The 21,856-nt window shown below is 69.3% G+C and carries 23 protein-coding genes; 6 read left to right on the top strand and 17 right to left on the bottom strand.

All coding sequences use genetic code 11. From position 1 onward, the window contains the following. Positions 1-57: 57 nt before the first annotated feature. The 7 genes from AWC03_RS10685 to AWC03_RS10715 are packed head-to-tail and all read right to left on the bottom strand — an operon-like array spanning position 58 to position 5,078. The gene (locus tag AWC03_RS10685; RefSeq protein ID WP_085240476.1) at positions 58-426 is read right to left on the bottom strand and encodes a hypothetical protein; all 369 of its coding nucleotides are present in this window, start codon (positions 424-426) and stop codon (positions 58-60) included. Then, a complete protein-coding gene (locus AWC03_RS10690) occupies positions 423-1,346 on the bottom strand; it encodes a metallophosphoesterase family protein (protein WP_085240477.1) in 924 nt (307 codons plus the stop codon). Before AWC03_RS10690 ends, AWC03_RS10685 begins: the two co-directional genes overlap by 4 nt. After that, a complete protein-coding gene (locus tag AWC03_RS10695) occupies positions 1,343-1,735 on the bottom strand; it encodes a cupredoxin domain-containing protein (protein ID WP_085240478.1) in 393 nt (130 codons plus the stop codon). The genes AWC03_RS10690 and AWC03_RS10695 overlap by 4 nt, the downstream gene beginning before the upstream one ends. A 30-nt stretch (positions 1,736-1,765) precedes the next feature. Next, positions 1,766-2,467 carry a Rieske (2Fe-2S) protein gene (locus tag AWC03_RS10700; protein ID WP_085240479.1) on the bottom strand — a complete coding sequence of 234 codons (702 nt, stop codon included), beginning with the start codon at positions 2,465-2,467 and terminating at the stop codon, positions 1,766-1,768. Further along, a complete protein-coding gene (locus AWC03_RS10705; protein WP_085240480.1) occupies positions 2,464-3,012 on the bottom strand; it encodes an RNA polymerase sigma factor in 549 nt (182 codons plus the stop codon). Before AWC03_RS10705 ends, AWC03_RS10700 begins: the two co-directional genes overlap by 4 nt. Positions 3,013-3,057: 45 nt before the next feature. Continuing rightward, a complete protein-coding gene (locus AWC03_RS10710; RefSeq protein WP_085240481.1) occupies positions 3,058-4,485 on the bottom strand; it encodes an NAD(P)-binding protein in 1,428 nt (475 codons plus the stop codon). 20 nt (positions 4,486-4,505) lie between these two features. Next, complete coding sequence (locus AWC03_RS10715; protein WP_085240482.1) at positions 4,506-5,078, bottom strand: TetR/AcrR family transcriptional regulator; 573 nt, start codon at positions 5,076-5,078, stop codon at positions 4,506-4,508. Between the two features lie 85 nt (positions 5,079-5,163). On the opposite strand from AWC03_RS10715, the gene AWC03_RS10720 reads away from it, so the two are divergent. The 4 genes from AWC03_RS10720 to mmsB all read left to right on the top strand — a co-directional run bounded on the left by AWC03_RS10720 (position 5,164) and on the right by mmsB (position 9,700). Continuing rightward, the gene (locus tag AWC03_RS10720; RefSeq protein ID WP_085240604.1) at positions 5,164-6,042 is read left to right on the top strand and encodes an SDR family oxidoreductase; all 879 of its coding nucleotides are present in this window, start codon (positions 5,164-5,166) and stop codon (positions 6,040-6,042) included. 85 nt (positions 6,043-6,127) lie between these two features. Next, positions 6,128-7,648, top strand: a complete 1,521-nt coding sequence (locus AWC03_RS10725) for a CoA-acylating methylmalonate-semialdehyde dehydrogenase (RefSeq protein WP_085240483.1) — start codon at positions 6,128-6,130, stop codon at positions 7,646-7,648. A gap of 5 nt (positions 7,649-7,653) precedes the next feature. Then, the gene (locus AWC03_RS10730; RefSeq protein ID WP_085240484.1) at positions 7,654-8,814 is read left to right on the top strand and encodes an acyl-CoA dehydrogenase family protein; all 1,161 of its coding nucleotides are present in this window, start codon (positions 7,654-7,656) and stop codon (positions 8,812-8,814) included. A 10-nt stretch (positions 8,815-8,824) separates the two neighbouring features. Next, positions 8,825-9,700 carry a 3-hydroxyisobutyrate dehydrogenase gene (gene mmsB / locus AWC03_RS10735; RefSeq protein ID WP_085240605.1) on the top strand — a complete coding sequence of 292 codons (876 nt, stop codon included), beginning with the start codon at positions 8,825-8,827 and terminating at the stop codon, positions 9,698-9,700. A 92-nt stretch (positions 9,701-9,792) separates the two neighbouring features. Here the strand turns inward: mmsB and AWC03_RS10740 are convergent, their stop codons facing one another. The 5 genes from AWC03_RS10740 to AWC03_RS10760 are packed head-to-tail and all read right to left on the bottom strand — an operon-like array spanning position 9,793 to position 14,734. Then, positions 9,793-10,305, bottom strand: a complete 513-nt coding sequence (locus AWC03_RS10740) for a MarR family winged helix-turn-helix transcriptional regulator (protein ID WP_085240485.1) — start codon at positions 10,303-10,305, stop codon at positions 9,793-9,795. Positions 10,306-10,311: 6 nt separating this feature from the next. Then, positions 10,312-11,337: a pyridoxal phosphate-dependent aminotransferase gene (locus AWC03_RS10745; RefSeq protein WP_085240607.1), complete on the bottom strand. Its 1,026-nt coding sequence runs from the start codon at positions 11,335-11,337 to the stop codon at positions 10,312-10,314. Further along, on the bottom strand, positions 11,337-12,356 hold the full coding sequence (locus AWC03_RS10750; protein ID WP_085240486.1) for a 3-oxoacyl-ACP synthase III family protein: 1,020 nt from the start codon (positions 12,354-12,356) through the stop codon (positions 11,337-11,339). Before AWC03_RS10750 ends, AWC03_RS10745 begins: the two co-directional genes overlap by 1 nt. A 4-nt stretch (positions 12,357-12,360) precedes the next feature. Beyond that, the gene (locus AWC03_RS10755) at positions 12,361-13,008 is read right to left on the bottom strand and encodes an SRPBCC family protein (RefSeq protein ID WP_085240487.1); all 648 of its coding nucleotides are present in this window, start codon (positions 13,006-13,008) and stop codon (positions 12,361-12,363) included. Further along, a complete protein-coding gene (locus AWC03_RS10760; protein WP_085240609.1) occupies positions 12,989-14,734 on the bottom strand; it encodes a thiamine pyrophosphate-binding protein in 1,746 nt (581 codons plus the stop codon). The genes AWC03_RS10755 and AWC03_RS10760 overlap by 20 nt, the downstream gene beginning before the upstream one ends. Positions 14,735-14,813: 79 nt before the next feature. On the opposite strand from AWC03_RS10760, the gene AWC03_RS10765 reads away from it, so the two are divergent. Then, positions 14,814-15,509 carry an ABC transporter ATP-binding protein gene (locus AWC03_RS10765; protein WP_085240488.1) on the top strand — a complete coding sequence of 232 codons (696 nt, stop codon included), beginning with the start codon at positions 14,814-14,816 and terminating at the stop codon, positions 15,507-15,509. 89 nt (positions 15,510-15,598) lie between these two features. Next, positions 15,599-18,001 carry an ABC transporter permease gene (locus AWC03_RS10770; protein WP_249025863.1) on the top strand — a complete coding sequence of 801 codons (2,403 nt, stop codon included), beginning with the start codon at positions 15,599-15,601 and terminating at the stop codon, positions 17,999-18,001. Here AWC03_RS10770 and AWC03_RS10775 read toward each other — a convergent pair. Genes AWC03_RS10775 through AWC03_RS10795 form a run of 5 tightly spaced genes read right to left on the bottom strand, consistent with a single transcriptional unit; the run spans position 17,988 to position 21,717 of the window. Continuing rightward, positions 17,988-18,614, bottom strand: a complete 627-nt coding sequence (locus tag AWC03_RS10775) for a class I SAM-dependent methyltransferase (protein ID WP_085240606.1) — start codon at positions 18,612-18,614, stop codon at positions 17,988-17,990. The two genes, AWC03_RS10770 and AWC03_RS10775, sit on opposite strands and share 14 nt — an antisense overlap. Then, positions 18,601-19,176, bottom strand: a complete 576-nt coding sequence (locus AWC03_RS10780; RefSeq protein WP_085240608.1) for a DUF4389 domain-containing protein — start codon at positions 19,174-19,176, stop codon at positions 18,601-18,603. The genes AWC03_RS10775 and AWC03_RS10780 overlap by 14 nt, the downstream gene beginning before the upstream one ends. Positions 19,177-19,199: 23 nt before the next feature. Further along, positions 19,200-20,402, bottom strand: a complete 1,203-nt coding sequence (locus AWC03_RS10785) for an FAD-dependent oxidoreductase (protein ID WP_085240490.1) — start codon at positions 20,400-20,402, stop codon at positions 19,200-19,202. A 9-nt stretch (positions 20,403-20,411) separates the two neighbouring features. Further along, positions 20,412-21,131 (bottom strand): anti-sigma factor family protein, encoded by a 720-nt coding sequence (locus AWC03_RS10790; protein WP_090423383.1) that lies wholly within the window; start codon positions 21,129-21,131, stop codon positions 20,412-20,414. Positions 21,132-21,171: 40 nt separating this feature from the next. Next, positions 21,172-21,717, bottom strand: coding sequence for a sigma-70 family RNA polymerase sigma factor (locus tag AWC03_RS10795; protein ID WP_085240492.1), 546 nt, complete (start codon positions 21,715-21,717; stop codon positions 21,172-21,174). Positions 21,718-21,856 lie beyond the last annotated feature (139 nt).

Raw genomic sequence — 21,856 nt, forward strand, 5'->3', positions numbered from 1 at the left:
TCTGGACCAAGACAGCCGACCAAATCCTGACCAGCATCGCCAACTACTGCACCCAAATTAATGACTCAGGACACTAGCCGCCAACTCCCCCGCCCACAACAGCACCGTCAGCACTTCGGCACCCACACTGATCGCCGCGTGCGGCGCCGGATCCCAGCCCCGCTCCGAAAAACCAGCCAGGCCAACGGTTCTGGACAGAAGGAACGCCACCAGGGAGCCGGCCGCCACGGCCGCGCCGGCCCAACGCAGCCATCCGGGACCGCCGGCAAGGATCAGCACAGCTATCGCGAACGAAACGCTGACCTGCACCAGGAACGCGGTACCGATGTCGGGGATGTGCCGGTAGCCGTGGACGTACAGGTAGGCGTGGCCGGCGGCGCTGACCGCCAGCGACGCGGGCAGGCCGAGGCGGATCAACAGAGTCATTGCAGCGCCTGCTCTTTCAATGCCAGGGCGGTCTCGCCCCGGGTGTAACTCACCTCGCGGATACCTAGCGCGTCGCGGAGCCTGCCGGCCGGCAGGGTGACCGGCTTGGGCGCCGGCCCGTCGCCGGGTCGCGGCAGCGGGTACGCGGTCGCCGTCCCGCTGTAGAACGTCACCTTTCCCTCCGTCTTGGAAAACAGTTGGTGCACATGCCCGTTGAGGCAGGTGACCGAGGAGAACCGGCGCAGGTAGGACAGCGCCCGGCCCGCGTCGTCGGTGCCCCAGCCCCAGTCGGGGTACATCGCGAACAACGGGATGTGGCTGAACACGATGATGGGGGTGTCGCTCGACAGCCGCGCGACATCTTTCTCGACGAAGTTGAGTTGGTCGGTGCCCAGGTGGCCGAGCTTGCGCAGGTTCAACGTGTTCACCAGTGCGATCACGTGCACGCCGGCGATGTCGAAGCTGTACCAACCGTCGCCAACGGATCCCGCGCCGAAGGCGTTCCGGTATTTCTGCCCCGCGTCGTCGACCGAGTCGTGCTCACCGGGCACGGTGAACACGTGCGGCGTCTTCAGGGCGCTCATCATCTGTTTCACCTGGTCGAACTGATCGGGGCTGGACAGGTGCGTGAGGTCGCCGGTGTGGACGACGAAATCCGGGGTGTAGCCGAGGTTGTTGACCCGGCCGATCGCGTGGCCGAACGTGGCGGAGACGTCGGGGTTGGGCGCGCCGGTGAAGCCGATGTGGCTGTCGCTGATCTGCGCGAACCGCAGCGTGGGTCGGGCCTGCGCGTGTTGCCCGGTCGCCCCCGCGCCGGCGACATGCGAGATCACCTCGCCGCCGACCACGGCGAAGCCGACCGCTGCGCCGAACCACGCCGTGTGCCGCATCAGCTGGCGGCGACTCATGTTGGGGTTCATTGCGTCACCACCACGGTCCCGCGCATCATCGGGTGGATCGAGCAGACGTAGTCGAAAGTCCCGGGGGCGGTGAAGGTGTGGGTGAACGTGGCCCCGGTGCCCATCCCGGGTGAGTGGAACGAACCGTCGCTTGCGGCCACCGTGTGCGGTTCTTCGTCGCGGTTGGTCCACGTGACGGTGGTGCCGACCGCGACCGTCAGCATGGCCGGCGCGAATGCGAAGCCGTCGATGTTGACCCGGTCGCCGCTCACCGGCGCCGCCGGCGCGGTGACGGACGTGGAGCCCAGGGACATGCTGGTGCCGGAGCCCGCTGCGGGCCGGGAAGCCGAGCAGCCCGCCAGCAGGACGGCGGCGGCCAGCGCGGCCGCCGAAGGTTTTCCATAGTTCATGCCCTGGAATAGGGCGGCGCGTTACACCGCTCAGGCAGGCTGGTGGGGGCCGGCGGGTGCGAACACCTCGATGACGCCGTCGACCTCACGAACCAGCAACGCGGGCAACGGCTTCGGCGCGATCGGCAGTTGATGGGTGAGCACCTGGCCGCCGGGTGAGAAGGAGGTCGAGTGGCACGGGCAGCGCAGAGTGTCGTCGGGCGCGTCGAACCAGAGCCGGCACCCTTGGTGCGTGCACACCCCGGAGATGGCCTGGGGCTTGCCGTCGACGCGGCGGACGAAGCCGGTGACGGAACCGAGGTCGAAGGGATGCATGACGCCGTCCGGCACAGCCGAGCTGGCCGCCACCCGCTGCCAGCTTCCGGCGTTGGGCTGCAGCGGCGCGTTGTCGGCGGCGGGGACGCCGCCGGATTGACCGGTGATCACCGCTCGGTCGATCGACACCGCCGTGACCGCGGCAGCCGCGGCGGCCGACGTACCGACGATGACCTGGCGGCGGGTGCTGTTGTGCGTGCGCACGGGTTGCGGTCGCGCGCCGGACATCTGCTCGCCGAGCCGACGGTGCAGGTCGTCGAGGAATGCCTGCCTCGGGGCCTGGTCCCTGCGCCCGGCGGCGCGCAGTTCGATCGCCGTGCGCAGCTGTGCGGCCTCGAAGGCGTCGGGGGCGAACGGCTTCGGCCGCCGGCCCCGAACCAGGTCGTCGACGTATCGGCGCAACCCCCGCGCGTTCATGCTGGGCCTCCCTCGTTGACCTGCGCCGCAAGCCGCAGCGCCCGATGCTGGAGCACCTTGGCGTTGGCGACGCTGACCCCGAGCTCCGCGGCCGAGTCCTTGATCGAACGTCCTTGCAGGAAACGCAATTCCAGGATCCGCCGGTAGCGGTCCGGCAGGTTGTCGAGCACCAGGGCGACACGCTGGGGCGCGGTGCTGATCGCTTCCTCGCTCTCCGGTGGCTGTTCGACGTCGTCGATCGAGGTTATCTCCCGGCCCAGCGTCTGCCGCCAGTGCGCGGCCAGCACCGTGCGCGCGGTGACCCGCAGGTAGGCGCGCACCTCGGCGACGCTCGCGGTCAGCCGCAGCGGCCGCAGCGCGGCCATGAAGACCTCCGCGGTGAGGTCCTCGGCGTCGGCCCGGTTGCCCACCCGGGCGAACAGCGTGCGGTAAACCCAGGATGCGTTGTCCTGATATACGGCCTCCCAGTCGGGGTAGCCATCGTCAAAGCCGCTGTCGGGCACCGCCCGCAGGGGTCGCTCGACAAACTCGTTTCGTGCCGCCACGTGCCTCCTCCACCCGATGAATATCGAGTCGGGTTACACCGGGTATCACGGCGCGGCGAGCGAGGTTTGTTCACTGAGCAGCTGGTCGAGTTTGGTGGCGGTGGCCGAGAACACCGACTTGGCGATGCCCAGCATCCGCTCGCGCACCCGGGGCTTCGCCGACGCCGGCGGCAGCAGATGGCCGATCAGGTGACCGAACAGGTCCAGGCGCGCGGCGGACATCCATGCGGTGAGCTCGGGGTCGGCGAGCCAGCGCAGTTGATTGCTGTAGTCGGCCAGCGCCACCCGCAGCCAGTCCAGGTCCGTGTCGGGGTGCGGCAACGGCACGCACAGCTCGTTCCTCGCCGGGTCGTCGTGGTACGCGGATTCGACGTGGGCGATCAGCGCGGCGCTGAAGATCTGCTGGCATCCGCGCACGCTTTGCAGCGTGATCCGGCCGTGATCGAAAATAGATGTCGCCGGACGCTTTTCGGCGCCGTCGGCGGTGCAGTCGATGTACAGGGCGTCGGGGTCACTCGCCACCGCGCCGTCGTCGAGGACCATCCGGTCCGCCTCGACGCGCAGCAGGTGGCCCAGCCGCACCACGTCGGCGATGCGTCGCAGCTGCTCGAGTTCCAGGCGGGTGACGGTCGCGCAGCGATACATGGTCGGACGGACCGCCGGGTCTATCCGCAGCAGACCGCCGGACTCCTCGAGCCGCGCGAACAGGTCCTCGACGGACGTGGCGTCGTTGATGGCGCGAAGCTGCGCGATGAAGCTGGTTTTGATCTGGTCGGCGAACAACGACCCGGGCTGCATCCTCGCGCGGTCCAGCAGCCAGGAGTCGCGCGGCATGATCCAGGTCAGCCGTTCGGGCGCGATGCCCTGGCCGAGCAGCCACAGGCAGGTGTCGATGCCGGTCTTGCCCGCCCCGACGATCACGTAACGCTCGTGCGCGCCGAGTTTCGTCAGGTCGTTGGGCGGCACGCAGGTGACCCCGGGCGCGACCGGGTAGGGCGGCGGGCGCATGGCCGGCACCGTGACGCGCATGTAGGTGGCGTCGACGATGCGGCGCGCCGCGGCGACGGTGTAGTCCACGCCGGCCAGCGTGGTGAAGTGGCCTTCACCGCCCTCCTGGCCGCGGTATTCGCTCATCGGGAAGTACGTGACGCGTCCGCTCGCCAACAGCTGCCTGCGCAGCACGTGGTCGTAGTACGCGCAGACCTCGGCCGCGGTGGCCAACTCGTAAAGCCCTTGGTTCCAGCCGATACGGTCGATCGAGTCGCCGCCCAGCCTCAGCGAGTTGACGCCGTAGAACGCCGAGGGCTGGTGCAGCCGCACGAACGGGTAGGCCATAGTCCAGTGCCCGCCCGGCTGGTGGTTGCGGTCGACCAGCACCACGCGTGCGTCCGTCTCGGACACCAGCGTGTCGACGAACGCCATCCCCATGGCACCCGCGCCGACCACCAGGTAGTCGGCCTCGATGGTGTGCATACGCCTGAAGGCTAGCGCGCTCAGCCGATGTCGGCGGCCGCGGCGCGGAGGTCATCCAGCGCTTTGCGAGCCAGTTCGCCCAGGTCTTGGTCGTCATCCGCGGCAAGCCACGCGGCGAATGCCTCCTTGAAGGCGAGCACTCCCATCTCGGCCGCCAGAGTCGCCGCCCGGTCGGCCACCCCCCGCGCCCGCAACGCGTCCGCCATGGCCGCGGCGAGGCCGACCTGTTTGAGGGCGTCCCGCTCCTGCAACTCGGTGCTGGTGGCGATGACGGCCTGCACTCGGGGAGCGAGTTCGCGATTGAACGGTGCCATCGGCCCGGCCGCCCGCACGAGCCCGGCCGCGATAGCGGCGAGCGGGCTCGCATCCGCGGGCGCAGAGGCGATCCCGTCGGTCAGCAGTCGCGCCAGGGTCTCCTGACCGGCCGCCAGCACTTCCCGCTTGTCGGGGAAGTACCGGAAAAAGGTGCTCTTGGTCAGCCCGGCGTGATCGGCGATCTCGGCAACCGTGGTCCGGTCGTAGCCCTGCTCGGAAAACAGCTGCAGCGCGGCGGCGACCAGCCGTGCACGTGCATCAGGTTCCCATCGCGGCATCCCGACATCGTAAGCGATGGGACATTTGTCTCATCACTTTGGTAGGGTGATGAGACAAATGTCCCATCACTCGAAGGAGTTGCTCATGCGGGTTTTCGTCACGGGCGCCACCGGCGGCATCGGCTCCGCCGTCGTCCCCGAGCTCATCGGCGCGGGCCACGAGGTTCTCGCGCTGGCCCGTTCCGACGCGGCGGAACGGGCCGCCCGGTCCATGGGCGCCGAGGTGTTGCGCGGCGATCTCGATGATCCGGAGAGCCTGCGCAAGGGTGCCGCGGAGTCCGATGGGGTCGTTCACCTCGCCTTCCTGCATTTCGACGATTTCGGCAAGGCGGTCGCCCAGGAAGCCGGCGCCGTCGAGGCCTTCGGCACCGCTCTCGAGGGCAGCGGCAAGCCGTTCGTCATGGCCTCGGGCACGCCCGTGATCCCCGGCCGCGCCGCCACCGAACGGGACGCGGCGCCGAGCGAGGGACCCATCGGCGGCCGCGGCCGAAACGCCGCGGCCGCGCTGGAACTGGCCGCCAAGGGAGTCCGGTCGGCAGTGGTCCGCCTCCCCCGGTCCGTGCACCGGGCGGGCGGCCCGTGCGGGTTCGCGTCCCTGCTCATCGAGGCCGCTCGCCGCAGCGAGGTGTCGGGGTATGTCGGCGACGGCAGCCAGCGCTGGCCGGCTGTGCACGTTCTTGACGCCGCGCACCTGTTTCGTTTGGTTCTCGAAGAGGGCGCTCCCGGCACCGTGGCGCACGCGGTCGCCGATGAGGGGGATCCGATGCGCGCGCTCGCCGAAGCCATCGGGCGCGAACTGGGCGTGCCCACCAAAGCGGTGCCGGCCGACCATTTCGGGTTCCTCGGCTCGGTCTTCGCGATGGACCAGCCGGCGTCGAGCGAGCTGACCCGGGAGAAATTCGGCTGGCAACCCACCCAGCCGAGCCTGCTGGCCGACCTCGGGGCGGGCAACTATCCGGCGTGAGCCCTGGCGTCCTTGCGGCTCCCGGCGGCGGTTACTAGGATATCCAAGTATCCGCCTCTCACGCGCGCACGAACCCGAGGACACCATGACCACACAGATCCCGCACTTCATCGACGGGAAGCGCACCGCCGGCCGGTCCACCCGCACCGCCGACGTCTACAACCCCAGCACCGGTGAGGTGCAGGCCCAGGTGCCGATGGCCGGCAAGGCCGAGATCGACGCCGCGGTGGCCTCGGCCGTCGAGGCCCAGAAGGGTTGGGCGGCCTGGAATCCGCAGCGCCGCGCCCGGGTGATGATGCGGTTCATCGAGCTGGTCAACGACCACATGGACGAGCTGGCCGAGATGCTGTCCCTCGAGCACGGCAAGACGGTGGCCGACTCGCGCGGCGACGTCCAACGCGGCATCGAGGTCATCGAGTTCGCGGTCGGCATCCCGCACCTGCTCAAGGGCGACTACACCGAGGGCGCCGGCCCCGGCATCGACGTCTACTCGCTGCGCCAGCCGCTGGGCGTGGTCGCCGGCATCACGCCGTTCAACTTCCCGGCCATGATCCCGCTGTGGAAGGCCGGGCCCGCCCTCGCGTGCGGGAACGCGTTCGTGCTCAAGCCGAGTGAGCGCGACCCCTCCGTCCCGGTGCGGTTGGCCGAGCTCTTCTTGGAGGCCGGTCTGCCGCCGGGCGTGTTCCAGGTCGTGCACGGCGACAAGGAGGCCGTCGATGCCATCCTGCACCACCCCGACATCCAGGCCGTGGGCTTCGTCGGCAGCTCCGACATCGCCCACTACATCTACTCGACTGCCGCCGCGACCGGCAAGCGGTCCCAGTGCTTCGGCGGCGCCAAGAACCACATGATCGTGATGCCTGACGCGGACCTCGACCAGGCCGTCGACGCGCTGATCGGCGCCGGGTACGGCAGCGCCGGCGAGCGCTGCATGGCGATCAGCGTCGCGGTACCGGTCGGCGAACGGACGGCAAACCGGCTGCGCGCCAGGCTCATTGACCGGATCAACAACCTGCGGGTCGGGCACAGCCTGGACCCCAAGGCCGACTACGGCCCGCTGGTCACCGAGGCGGCCCTGGCGCGGGTGCGCAATTACATCGGCCAGGGCGTCGAGGCGGGCGCCGAATTGGTGATCGACGGCCGCGAACGCGCCAGTGACGACCTGACCTTCGGTGACGCCAACCTCGAGGGCGGCTTCTTCATCGGCCCGACGTTGTTCGACCACGTCACCCCCGACATGTCAATCTACACCGACGAGATCTTCGGTCCGGTGCTGTGCATCGTGCGCGCCCACGACTACGAAGACGCGCTGCGGCTGCCCTCGGAACACGAGTACGGCAACGGCGTGGCAATCTTCACCCGCGACGGCGACGCCGCCCGCGACTTCGTGTCCCGCGTGCAGGTGGGCATGGTCGGCGTCAACGTGCCGATCCCGGTGCCGGTGGCCTATCACACCTTCGGCGGCTGGAAGCGCTCCGGGTTCGGGGACCTCAACCAGCACGGCCCCTCGTCGATCATCTTCTACACCAAGACCAAGACCGTCACGTCGCGGTGGCCGTCCGGCATCAAGGACGGCGCCGAATTCGTGATCCCCACAATGGATTAGCCAATATGTTCACCTTGAACGACGACGAGCGGGTCATCACCGAGACGGCGGCAGCGTTCGCGGCCAAACGCCTCGCCCCGCACGCCCTGGAATGGGACGCGACGCAGCACTTCGCGACCGACGTGCTGCGCGAGTCCGCCGAGCTCGGCATGGCGGCGATCTACTGCCGCGAGGACGTCGGCGGCAGCGGGCTGCGCCGGCTCGACGGGGTCCGCATCTTCGAGCAGCTGGCGATCGCCGACCCGACCACGGCCGCGTTCCTGTCCATCCACAACATGTGCGCGTGGATGATCGACACGTTCGGCACCGCCGAACAGCGCAAGGCCTGGGTGCCGCGGCTGGCGGCGATGGACGTCATCGCGAGCTACTGCCTCACCGAGCCGGGCGCCGGGTCGGACGCCAGCGCGTTGAGCACCCGCGCCGTCCGGGAGGGCGGCGACTACGTGCTCAACGGCGTCAAGCAGTTCATCTCCGGCGCGGGCGCCTCGGACGTCTACGTGGTGATGGCCAGGACCGGCGGGGACGGTCCGCGCGGCATCTCGGCATTCGTCGTCGAAAAGGGTACCGCGGGGCTCAGTTTCGGGGCGCTGGAAGAGAAGATGGGCTGGCACGCCCAGCCCACCGCGCAGGTGATCTTCGATGGCGTCCGCGTGCCCGCCGACGCGATGCTGGGCGGCGCCGAGGGTGAGGGCGCCGGCTTCGGCATCGCGATGAACGGCCTCAACGGCGGCCGGCTCAACATCGCGGCGTGCTCGCTGGGCGGTGCCCAGTCCGCTTTCGACAAGGCGGCCGCCTACGTACGCGATCGCGAGGCGTTCGGGAAGGCCCTGCTCGACGAGCCCACCATCCGGTTCACCCTGGCCGACATGGCCACCGGGCTGGAAGCCTCGCGAATGATTTTGTGGCGGGCCGCCGATGCGTTGGACAACGACGACCCCGACAAGGTCGAGCTGTGCGCGATGGCCAAGCGCTACGTCACCGACACCTGCTTCGAGGTGGCCGACATGGCTTTGCAGCTGCACGGCGGTTATGGCTACCTGCGCGAGTACGGCCTCGAAAAGATCGTCCGCGATCTGCGGGTGCACCGAATCCTGGAGGGCACCAACGAAATCATGCGCGTGGTCATCGGCAGGGCCGAGGCCGCGCGGGTGCGTGCGGGCGCGTAGAAAGGCGACCATGACGAGCATCGCTTTTCTTGGCCTGGGCCACATGGGCGGGCCGATGTCGGCGAACCTGGTGGCCGCGGGTCACCCGGTGCGCGGGTTCGACCCGGTGCCCGCGGCGGCGGCCGCCGCGGCCGGCAACGGGGTCACGACGTTCGACAGCGCGGCCGACGCGGTGGCGGGGGCCGAGGTAGTGATCACCATGCTGCCCAACGGCGACCTGGTGAAGCGCTGCTACACCGATGTGCTGCCCACCGCCAAAGCCGGTGCGCTCTTCATCGACAGCTCGACGATCTCGGTCGACGACGCCCGCGAGGTGCACGCGCTCGCGCGATCGCACGGCGTTCCACAGCTGGACGCTCCGGTTTCCGGTGGCGTGAAGGGCGCCGTCGCGGGCACGCTGGCGTTCATGGTGGGTGGTGACGAGGCCGCCGTGGAGCGCGCCCGGCCGGTGCTGGAACCCATGGCGGGCAAGGTCGTTCACTGCGGCGGCCCGGGGGCCGGGCAGGCCGCCAAGGTGTGCAACAACATGGTGCTGGCGGTGCAGCAGATCGCCATCGGCGAGGCGTTCGTCCTGGCCGAGAAGCTCGGGCTGTCGGCGCAGTCCCTCTTCGACGTCATCACCGGCGCAACCGGCAACTGCTGGGCCGTACACACCAACTGCCCGGTGCCCGGCCCGGTGCCGACCTCGCCGGCCAACAACGACTTCAAGCCCGGATTCGCGACCGCGCTGATGAACAAGGACCTGGGCCTGGCCATGGACGCGGTGGCCTCCACCGGGTCGGCCGCGCCGCTGGGCACTCACGCCGCCGAGATCTACGCCAAGTTCGCGGCCGACCACGGCGACAAGGACTTCAGCGCGGTGATCCAGATGCTCCGGGAGAGCTGAATGCGGTAGCGGCGCGCCGAGCGTGTACTCACGGCGAAATATCGCCCGGAAAATCGCCCTCGGTGCACGTTCGGCGAAGGATGGTCTCTGGTTCAATCCGAGAAATCGCCGGCGTTGCGGCGCAGCGTCTCGATCGATGAAACCAGTTCCTGCGCTTCGGTTTCGGACATCCCGATATCGGCGAAGACCTGCTCGTTGAGCGTGACCGTCGCGTCCTCGACCGTCGAGCGGCCCAGCTCGGTGATCTCCACCAGCGTGGTGCGGCCATCGGTGGGGTGGGGTACGCGCCGCACCAGTCCGTCGGCCTCCAGCCGGCGGATCGCGTGGGTCACGCTCGTGACGTGGACCTGCAGCCGGTCGGATGCCTTGGTGATCGGCAGCGCGCCGGTCCGGCTGAACGCCAGCAGCCGCAGCAACTCGTACCGGGAGAAGCTCAGGTCGTAGGGGCGCAACGCCGTCTCGACGCGGGCCAGCAGGATCTGATGCGCGCGCATCACCGACGTCACCGCCACCATGCCCGGCGCCACGTCGGCCCAACCGGAGCGCTCCCAGTTGTCGCGCGCCGCGGCGATCGGGTCGCGCTTGCGCGGTCGTGAGGCAGCCACGCCCCTTCATACCGCACTTGGCGCGCGAGCGCGGCCTTTCCCCACCGCCGACAGGACCGCGAGCGTCGACGCACGGTGCCCCACGGTGATCCGTGCACCGCCGTCCGGGTAGCACCGCACCCGCAGTCCGCCTTCGGCGAAAGCATCATGCCACGGCAAGCCCCGACCATCCGTTTTCGGAAGCAGGTACAGGAAGTTCGCGTGTGCGTCTGTCGTGTCGACGCCCATCGCGCTCAGGCGCATCCGCAGGTAGCAGCGTTCGGCGTTGATCAACCGGACTCGATGCAGCAGTTGGTCTTCCGCACCGTACGACGCGGCAACCGCGACCAAACTGGTGATCGCGGCACCAAACGGCTGCTGATGGGACCACAGTGTCCGGGCCAGCTCCGGCGACGCCACCGCGTAACCGATGCGCAGCCCCGCCAGGCCGTAGGCCTTGGAGAAGGTCCGCACCACCACCACATTGGGAAAGCGGGCGATCAACGCCGACACGGCGATACGGTGCTCGGGCGCGGTGAACTCGATATACGCCTCGTCGAGCAAGACGACGGTGTCGCGCGACACGCGGCGCAGAAACGCCGAAACGGCGGCCGCGGACTCCAGCGTGCCGGTGGGGTTGTGCGGCCGGCACAGCACCACCACCCGGGCATCGGCGGCGGCGCGGGCCAGTCCGTCGAGGTCGTGGTGACCGCGCTCGTCCAGCGGAACCGTCCGCATCTTCAGCCGCGCCATCCGGGCGAGGATCGGGTAACCATCGAAGGTGGGCGTCGCCATCGCCATCGTGTCGCCCGGGACGGTCAGCGCCTGCAGGGCCAGCAGCGCGACGCCCGTCGCGCCGGCGCCCGGCACCACCCGGTCGGGGGGCACCCCGATGTGCCCGGCGATCACGCCGCGCAGCCGTTCGGGCAGGAATTCCGGGTAGCGGTGGGCCGTCTGGACGGACCGCATCAGTGCCGATCGCACCTGGGGCAGCGGGGGGAACGGGTTCTCGTTGAGCGACAACCCAAGCGGATCCCCCGCATCGGGCTGCATCACCCTCGCCCGCCCCAGCGCACCGCCGCCGCACCGGCGAAGTCGCCGGCATGGGCGAACGCCGCCATCATGACGACGTCGCCCGCCCCGAGCTGGCCGTCGGAAATCGCGCGATCCAGGTTGATCGGGATCCCGGCGCCGAACAGGTTGCCGCACTCGTCAAAGGTGTCTCGATGCCGCTCGGAGGGTAATTCGAGCGCCTCACGCCAGTTGCGCAGAAAAACCCGGTTGGGCTGGTTGGTGACCAGCAGGTCGATGTCCTTGGCGGGCAGTCCGATTCGGTCGCACACCGCCAGGGCCACCTCGGGGACCTGCCGATTGCCCCGAGCCAACACCTTGGTGATCTTGCTTTCGGTGAAGCCGATGCTGCCCTCCCCTGGCCCCGCCTGCCACCACTTGCGCGGCGGGTCATAGGACAATGTCATCTCGCCGGCGTACTCACCGTAGGTGCGGCACTCGACGTCCAGAATGGGTGACCGGTCACTGAGTGAGACCAGGCCCACCGCCGCGCCATCCCCGGGCACCGCGGACTGCGCCTTGCGCCGGATGGTCGGCTGATCGAAGAACTGGCCCGCCGCGTTCTGCGCGACGGCGATCAGCGCGGTATGCCCGTCGCCGCCGGCCAGCAGTTTGCGAGCCACGTTGAGCGCCAACACGAACGCCGCGCAGCCGCCGTTGTTCAGATCGAGCACCCAGGACGGTCGCATGCCCAGCCGGTGGGCGACGCCGCCGCCCTGGCCGTAGAACGCCATATCCGGCACCTGGGTGTGAGTGATCAGCACGTCCGCCGCCTCCACCGCGTCATGGCCGTGCCGCTCGATCAGGCCCTGCGCCGCGCGTTCGATCATGTCGATGGAACTTTCGTCGCGTGCGACGTGGTGGCGAAACTTCGGCGCGCGGAACATGAGGTTCTCGCGCAGGTCGTCGGATTCGGCGAATTGGGCGTAGTAGTCGGCACCGATCGGCTCGCCGGGCAGATAGCTGGATACGTCGATCAGACTGACGCCGGGTTGGCTCATGTTGCTACCTCATCCATGCCGGCGTCACCGGCAGGCCATTGCGGTGCCGGTATTCAGCGATCGCCTTGAGGTTCTGCAGCTCCAGCGCATGCCCGGCACCGAACATGTCCCAGAAGTCGCCCACCCACACCGGCCGCTGCGGCGGCGCGGTCTCCGGATACGGGTTGTGGTCGTAGAACGGGTGGTGGCAGTTCGTCCACAGCACAACCGATCCCGGCTTGTCCAAGACCACCTGCGCGTCGACGACTCGCATGAGGTAGACCATCCACAGGTGCTTGCCCTGGTCCCACGCGCAGTGGTAGTCGACGGTCCGGGCCGCGGGGTTGGCGGCGGTCCGGGTGTAGATCTCGGTCTCCGAACCGAGCCGGTCGTAGGCCAGCCACAGGCCCGGCTCGTCGGTGGGTGTGAACCCGCGCAGGCTGTACGTCCACTCCTCGAGGCTGCGGGTGTCCGCCATGTACTCGTAGAGCTCGTCTGGCGGGCACGCGACGTAGTCGTTGACTGTGCAGTACTGCCCGAACACCTGATCGTGCGGGTAGACCGACCGCATCATCTCCATGACGATCGGAGTCGCCTTCTCCCGCGGACTGGTTTCGATGCGGACCACCCCGTCGATGGGAGTGGGGATATCCTCAAGCGCTGGCAGCGACATCGGCCCGGTTCTCCTTCGCGGTCGAAACCTGTTCTGCAACAGCCGCGTTGTCTGACAGCGCGGTGAGGAATGGGGCGAACGGCGGGATTTCGTCGGCGTCGCATTCGACGCTGACCACCGCTGGGCCCTCAATGTCCAGTGACGTCCGGAGCGCCGTGGCCAATTGGGCGGGCTCGCTGACATCGACCGATGCCAGGCCGGGAAACATCGCCGCCAGACCGCTTCCCAGCGCGCTGTGCCGGAAACGGTTGTAGCTGTAGCGGTTCTGGTAGAACAGCTGCTCCCGGGTTGCGCACATCGCGTGAGCGTTGTTGTTGAACAACACGAACGTCACGGGAAGCGCGTATTGCACGGCCGTGTGCACCTCCAGACCGTGCATGAAGAACGCGCCGTCCCCGGCGATCACCACGGTTCGGCCTGCGGCCCGGCCGCCGTTCGCACGCCCGAACGCCATCCCGATCGCGGCCCCGAAGCTGTAGCCCATGCCGCCCATCCCGAGAGCGGCCACGAACCTGCCGCCACGCCGCGCCGGCAGGTGATGGATCGCGGCCGCGCCGGTGTTGCCGGCGTCGACCACGATGTCGACCCCGTCGGGCAGGACGCGGTCCAGCACTGCCATCGCGTCGCGGTACCGGATCCCCGGCCCCGGCCGGGCCGGCGGTGCCAGCTCGGTGCGGCGCACCAGGTCGGGCACCCGCAGGCCGATCGGGCGTCCGTGACTGCACAACGCCTGGGTGAGCAGACGCAGCGAGCCACGCAGGTCGTCGGTATGCACATGCGTGCATCGCAGGTAGGGCTGCGCCGACCCGATGGATACCGTTCGCACCGCCGCGAGCGCGTCGTCCAGGCCCCCGCGCGCGGTTACTGCCAATCGGGTGCCGACGATGAGGCACACGGCGCTGGCGGCCACCGCTTCGGCCACACTCGGGTGGCCCATCACGCCGGTCACCCCGAGCGCCGACGACGACCCCAAACCAGGGGTGCCCGCGACGTCTTTGGCGTCGGGGACGGTGGCCACCTGCGCGCGCAGTAGCGCGCGCAGGTGCTCGAGTTCGGCCCGGGCGTCGTCGCGGGCCACTTGCTCGCCGGCGATGATGGTGACCTGACCGGTTGCGCGGCGCAGCTCGGACGCGATGAGATCCGGGTTGCCGATCGGTGGGCTGAAACGGTCCGGCGACGGGGCGGGGTCGTCAACGGTGATACAGGCCTGCTGGATGTTCTTGGGCAGCAACAATATCGCTGGCCCACCGGTGCGCGCCGCGGAGACGGCGCGGGGCAACGCCGAAACGATGCCGGCCGGCGCGAGCACCCGCTCGCAGAAAACCGACACCGCCGAAAACAGCGCCTGGGCATCGAGGGAGCCGTTGCGGCCGCTGGTGTCCTGGAAGCTGCCCCGGCCGTCCATCGTGGTCGCGGGCTGGCCGATGAGCGCCAGCACCGGAACCCGGCTCGCCAGCGACTCGCCAAGTCCGGCTGTGAGATTCAGCGCTCCCCCACCCGACGTCGCCACCACTACACCGAGCCCGGCGCCACTCCGGCTGTAGCCGTCGGCCATGGTGGCCGCCGAGAACTCGTGCTTGGCCAGCACCGCAGTGACCCCGGGTTCGAAGTGCGCGGCGTCGTACAAATCCTCGATGTTGGCGCCGTCGACACCGAACACGTGATCCACCCCGAGCGCGGCGAGGTGGCCAACGATATGGTCGACCACCCGATAGCTGCCGAACATGTCTTCAGACACGAGCCCGGCGCGTGATCGGTTCACCCGCGCCGGTGAACCGATCACGGGTAGCCCTCGTGATGTCTAGATGGCCATCGAACTGCGCGACGTGGTCCGCGAGTACCGGGTCGGCGGTCAACCGGTCCGGGCGCTCGACGGGATCAGCCTGCGCCTCGGGGGCGGACAGTTCGTGTCGGTGGTCGGTCCCTCCGGCGCGGGCAAGAGCACGCTGCTGCACCTGCTCGGCGCGCTGGACTCGCCCGATTCGGGCTCCATCACGTTCGACGGCGAGGAGATCGCCCGCCTGGGCGACGATCAGCAGTCCGAGTTCCGCCACCACCGAGTGGGTTTCATCTTCCAGTTCTTCAACCTGTTGCCGACGCTGTCGGCCTGGGAGAACGTGGCGGTCCCCAAGCTGCTCGACGGTGTGCGGCTGGGCAGGGTCAAACCGGACGCGATGCGGTTGCTGGACCGCGTCGGGCTGGGCAATCGGACCGAGCACCGGCCGGCGGAACTGTCCGGCGGCCAGATGCAGCGGGTCGCGGTGGCGCGCGCGTTGATGATGGACCCGGCGCTCGTCCTCGCCGATGAGCCCACCGGCAACCTCGACTCAGTGACGGGCGCCGCGATCCTCGCACTCCTCGCCGAGGTGGCGCACGAGGACGGCCGCGACCGGTTGGTGGTGATGGTGACCCACAATGCGGACGCCGCCGCGGCGACCGATCGGGTGATCACGCTGCGGGACGGCCGGGTCGGTTCGGACGTACCGGCGGTCCCTGCGTGAGGATCACGGCGGCGGCGAGCCGACTGCGCGTGTTCAGCCTGCGCGAGCTCGCCGCGCACCGCCGGCGCACCTTCGCGTCGATCGCCGTAATGGCCGTTTCCGCAACATATCTGGTCGCGATATTCGGCATTTTCGGCTCGATCACCGGATCGGTCGACCGGCTGGCCGACGGGATCGCCGGCGTGGCCGCGCTGGAGGTGTCGGGCATTACCGACGCCGGATTCCCCGACACGATACTGGCCGACGTGGCCGCAGTTCCCGGCGTCGCCACCGCCGCGCCGATGATCCGGACCTCCGCGCCCACGGCGACGGGACCGGTGCTGCTGTTCGGCGCGGACGCGAGCACCGCCGCACTGGGCGGCGCGCTCCAGGACGCGGTCGCCCGGCCGGTGCAACCCCTGTCCTCGACGCCCAACGGTGTCCAGGTCGGGCCTCGGGTCGGCTATGCGAAAGGCCAGACGCTGCAACTGGGCTCGGGATCGGTTACCGTCACCGAGGTGCTCGCGGGCCGGCAGTTCGCGGACCTGAACGGCGGGCACTACGTCCTTGCCCCGCTTGCGTTGGCGCAGAACGTCACCGGCCGCCCAGGTCAGCTGGACTCGATACTGATCACCATCAAACCGGGCACCGATGCGGCCGCCGCCCGGTCCGCAGTCACCGCCGCGGTCAACGGCCGCGCCATCGTCGCCGCCCCAAGCCTGCGGGCGGCGCGGGCCGGTGACGGCGTGAAGCTGATGAACTACATGGCCCTGCTGGGTGCCGCGGTCGCGTTGGTGGTCGGTGCGTTTCTGATCTACACCACGATGACCATGGCGATCACCCAGCGCCGGCCGGTCATCTCGATGCTGCGCGCGATCGGCGGCCGGCGCGTCACCATCGTCGGCGACATGCTGGGTGAGGCGGCGGTCCTCGGGCTCCTCGGCGGGGTCATCGGGTCGGCCCTCGGAATTTTGGCGGGCCACCTGGCAATTGGTCGTCTGCCACCGGCGATGACCCAGGGTCTCGAGGCCCGCGTCGAGTACTGGCTGCCCGGCTACGCCATCCCACTGGCCGTCGCGGCCACGGCGCTCACCAGCGTGGTCGCCTCGGCGATGGCCGCGCGGCAGGTGTACAAGGTCGCACCGATCGAAGCGCTGGCGCCGGTCGGCGCGTCCGCTGCGGACGTCGTGCCCCGCTGGCTGCGGGTCGCCGCCGGGGTGGGCGCCGTCGCGGTGTTCGCGGTGTCGGTCTGGGTGGTCCTCGGCCAACGCGGCACCTTCGCGTTCGTCGCGATGGCCGCCCTGCTGAGCGCCGAGATAGCGCTGGGCTTCGCGCTCGCTACGCCCATCGTCGCGGCCACGGCTGCGACGGCTCGCCTATTCGGATCGTTCGGGGCACTCGCGGCGGCCACCATCGAACGCGCGCCGCGACGAGTCTGGGCCACCGTGATGACCGTGCTGATCGGGGTGGTCACCACCGTGGTGATCACCGGCACCAACGCCGACATGATCCGCTCGGCCCGCGGCATCTTCTCCCCCGCCGCCGACGTCGACGTGTGGGTGAGCGCCGACGCACCGGACAGCTATCCCACCGACTTTCTGCCGCAAGGCCTTTCGGACCGAGTGGCGGCGGTGCCCGGGGTGGCGCGGGTGGCCGAGGGCGCGTTCGGGTTCGCCGTGATCGGCGGCACGCGCGTCCTGCTCGACGGCTTCTCCGACGGAACACACGACTCGCTGTTCCGTGCGCTCGACGAACGGGTGCGCGCCGACGTCCTGGCCGGCCGCGGCGTGGTGCTTACGCACAACTTGGGCACCACTCTGCACGTCCGCGCCGGCGATCGACTGCAGCTGCAGACGCCGCACGGCCCGCGGCAGACGACGGTGCTGGCTCTGGTGCCCTTCTTCTCGACCGTGATCGGAACGGTCGGTATCGATCTCGGGCACATGCGGGCGTGGTTCGATCGGCCGGCGGCGACAACCCTGCAAATCACCGCCGCCGCCCCCGGGGTGGATCCGCGGCGCCTGTTGACGGAGGTCCGCCGGGTGGTACCGGCGCCGAACCACGTGTACGACGGCCGCACGGCACTGGCGGGCCTGGAAGCCCCGCTCCATCAGAGCATGTTCATCGCCCACGCCGTGTGGATCATCGTCGTGGCCGTGGCCGCCGTCGCGCTGCTCAACACGCTGACGCTGTCGGTGACCGAACGCCGCCGCGAATTCGGTGTGCTGCGGGCCATGGGGTCCAGCCGGCGGTTCACCCTGCGGACGGTCCTGGCCGAGGCTGCCGGAATCGGTTTTGTCGGCGGTCTTTTGGGGCTGCTGTTCGGGCTGATCGACCAGTGGCTGTTCAGCCTCATCAGCGGGGACATCATGAATTTCCAGGTCGGCTTCCGCCTGAGCCCGATCCCTCTGGCGTTCACCGCTGGGGCGCTGGCGATCTGCCTGCTCGGCTCGCTGCCACCCGCGCGGCGGGCGGCGCGCCTGAACATCATCGAGGCCGTCAGCGTGGAGTGAGGACGGCGAACCCTTGCAGATGGGGTTTGCACGGGAAGGGCACCGGCGTGCGCGGAATGGTGCGCAGCGCCGTGATGTCGAACCCGGCCGCGGCGATGGAATCCAAGGTTCGGCGGTTCGGCTCGCAGCCCGCGGCCAGCCACGACCACGGCTTGGCGACCATGTCCTGCAACCGGCCGGTCGCGCGGTCCCCGCGCACATGCTCGAGGACCACCAGCCTGCCGCCGGGCACGAGCACGCGCCGGATCTCGCCGAGCGTGGCGGCCACGTCGTCGACCGAGCACAACACCAGCCCGATGTGCACCGAGTCGAAAGTATTGTCCGGGAAGGGAATCGATTCACCAGTTCCCTCGACGATGTCGACGGTGATGCCGTGCCGACGGGCAAGCCGGGACGCCATCTGCCGGAACGGCGCCTCCGGCTCCACGGCGGCGACCGTCGTCACCGCGGCGGGCAGGAACCGCAAGTCGGTGCCCGGCCCCAGACCGAGCATCAGCAGCCGGCCGGTCGCGTTGCTGAGCGCCTCACGGCGATAGCGGTGATAGAAGAGTCGGTCGAAGACCGGCTGCCCGAATCTGTACACATAGGGGAACAACGGATTACGGCGCGTCACGGGCACCCAGATCCATTCGGAAGGGCGGGTATTCGTCCCGCATCAGGGACACGTACACGGCCACTCGATAACGCCACCGAACGATGCCCAGCAGAAGATCGAACATGCCGACCGGGATGCTCCCCGTACACAACAACGACACCGCGGCGATCACGCACAGCACCTGCAGCAGCGGCTCCATCGACCAGCAGAGCAGCACCTGGGGGATGGCCAACAGCCACTTCACCAGCACGGCCCAGTTCCTCAGCCGCTCCGGATAATCGACCTGCAGATCACCCGGGTAGTCGGGCCGCGACGCGAGCGTGAACGGCGGATACCTGTCCGTGCTGTTCATCGGGAACCTGAAATTCATCAACCGCCACGACCAGCGCAGCACGCCGACATTGAAGTCGAAGAGGGGCCGCGGATATCGCCCGGTGCACAAAATGACGACGCCGGCGACCACGGTCGACAATGGATAGATCAGATAGAGCCCGATCAATAAGGGGTAGTGCGGAACCGCCAGCACACACCACTTCAACAGCCAGAGCCACCGCGACGGCGCGTCGAAATCGCTTCGCACCGTGACGAATTGGTCCGAATCGTTCATGGACTGGATCGACCGGTCGTCGTTACCCCCACCTCTCGGCTGATCTCCCCGGACATCCGGCGGTGACTCGTCAAACGCAGAAACATCGTCAACACGCGGGCCTGCAGCCGGTCGGGAACCAGCGCCGCGGGTCGCAGGACGACCTGACCGTGCGAGACCGGCAGCGACGCCACCCGGGACACGGCCATCACCTTGCGGCGGCGGGTCTTCTCATACCAGCGCAACGCACTGGCAATGTCGCCGGTGCTGTGCACATCCGACAGCGCCTTGCACAGCACCATCGCGTCGAGCAGAGCCTGGTTGGTGCCCTGCGCCAGGGTGGGGGGCATCGTATGGGCCGCATCCCCGAGTAGGGTCACCGGACCCTGGCCCCCGGGGGGAACCGGATGCCGGAAATGCGGGTATGGCGACTGCGCCAGGTCGTCGTCGGTCAAGGCCGCCAACACCCGATCGACGGTTTCGGACCACCCGGTGAAATGGGACCGGATCGTCTGGATCGGGCGTTGCGGCCGCACGAAGTCGGAGGACCACGGCAGGTCGAACCACCACTGCACCTCGGAGCCCCCGGCCGGCCACAGGCCGAGGTTGCCCCGCTCGCCGATGACCATGAGGGCGGTTTCCTTGTCCGGGATCTCCGGGAGTGTGATCAACCCCTGCCAACTGCACCAGCCGGTGGGCTTCGCGTCGCGCCCGCCGACGCTGTTGCGGACCATCGAGTGCAGGCCGTCAGCGCCGATCAACACGTCTCCGACGGCCGAGCTCCCGTCGCCGAACTGGACCCGCACGGCGCCGTGGGTGGCGGCCAGCGCGAGCGCGCGGGAGCCACATCGGATGCGACCGGCCGGGAAGCCGTCCAGCAACCGTTCCAGCAAGATCCGGCGCGGCACCATCCGGACGGGCGCGCCGAGCCGATCTGCGATCGCGGACACGTCCAGCGTGGCGAGCGGGCGACCGGTGGACGTCACGGCTCGCACCGTGCGCAGCAGCTGGCCGGCCCCGTCCGTCTCCACGCCCAGTTGCCGAAGCACCATTTCGCCGTTGGACCAGATGGTCACCGCACCGCCGGCCGCCCGCACATTCGGTCGCCGCTCGAAGACGGTGACGTCATGGCCGTCTCGCAACAATCCCCTGGCTACGGAGATACCGCCCACTCCGGCGCCCACGACCAGGACCCGAAGGGGGCGCCCCTCGCCAGACACTTCAATGCCTTAGAGCGAGCGCTGCAACAGAACCTGGCCGCTGTCGGCGGCCACCACCTGCACGGCGGCGATCTGGTCGACCGGCGTCGAGATGCTGCCCGCGGGCGTCGCGGTGCGGCCGGGTTCGGCCACCCAGGTCGCCAGCCGGGTCTGGGTGCCGTCCCGATCCACCACCACCATGGCCAGCGTGTCGTGGTGGGCGTTGAGCGGCGCCAGGCACACGCAGCGCAGGTTGATGGATGTTCCCCAGTGCTCGCTGGACAACTGCACCGTCGAGGCCAGCAGGGTGGTACCCACCTGCGCCATCGGCGCCGAGGCCGCGGCCACCTGCGGTGCCGGCGACGACGAGTGGCCCTGCACGCCGACGAACACGCCGACGGCCAGGACCACGGCCGCGGCCGACGAGGCCACCCAGGTCACGATCCGCGTGCGGCGGCGGCGCCAGGTCACCTTGCCCAGCAACGACGGCAACAGCTGCGGCGACAGCTCCGGCGTCGCCGGCGCGGGGCCGGCCTGGTGGATCGCGGCCACCTCGTCCCCGCCGAGCTGCGAGAGCAGGGCCGGCACACCACTCAGGTCGGCGACGGCCCCCCGGCAGGCCGGGCAGTGCGCCAGGTGCGCCTCGAATTCGCGTCGGTCGCTCGCCGACAGCGAGCCCAAAACGTATGCGGCATCCCACATCACATAGGGATCGTCCGGTGAGCCGATTCCCCGTAGCGGCGTCTTCATGTCATCCATTCCCTCATCACCCTTTAAGCATTCGGAGCCCTCAGCGGGTGACCCCAAGTTCCTGCAGAGTGAGCCGCAACGCCCGCACGGCGTAGTGTAGTCGCGACTTCACGGTTCCCTCGGCGATCCCGAGGTCGGCGGCAATCTGCGCGGTGGTCCAGCCGCGGTAGTAGGACCGGTCGATCACGGCGCGGTGCTCGGTGGACAGTTGCGCCATCGCGTCGGCGATCAACAGCTTGTCCAGCGCCGCGTTCACCTCATCCGGGGTGGACCGTTCGGGCGCACCCGCCTCGTCGGTCGAGCCGACGACGTTGCGGAACCGCGCGCTGCGCCGGTCGTCGATGATCATGTTGCGGGCGACGGTGAACAGCCAGGCCCGCGCCGAGCGCTCGGTGTCCCCGACGACCTCCGGATGCTGCCAGGCCCGCAGCAACGTTTCCTGCACGACGTCCTCGGACTGGCTCGCGTCCCCCGTCAACCGGAGCGCGTAACGCCACAGGACCGCCGCGTGCTCGTCATACAGCGCCTTCATCAGGGCGGCTTCGGCAGCCCCGGATGCCCTCCAACCACCTGCCACACGGGCCACTCGATCACCTCCGACTACTGGAACGAGTCGAATCGCGGCTCGGTTCAATCGCCGCGACCCGCGGCGCCCGGCTGCGCCGCGCTTGCGATCGCGGCCGGTTCAATCGCCGCGACCCGCGGCGCCCGGCTGCGCCGCGCTT

Origin of the sequence: Mycobacterium europaeum (genome assembly GCF_002102155.1) — a bacterium.
In the GTDB taxonomy this organism is placed as follows: Bacteria; Actinomycetota; Actinomycetes; order Mycobacteriales; family Mycobacteriaceae; genus Mycobacterium; species Mycobacterium europaeum.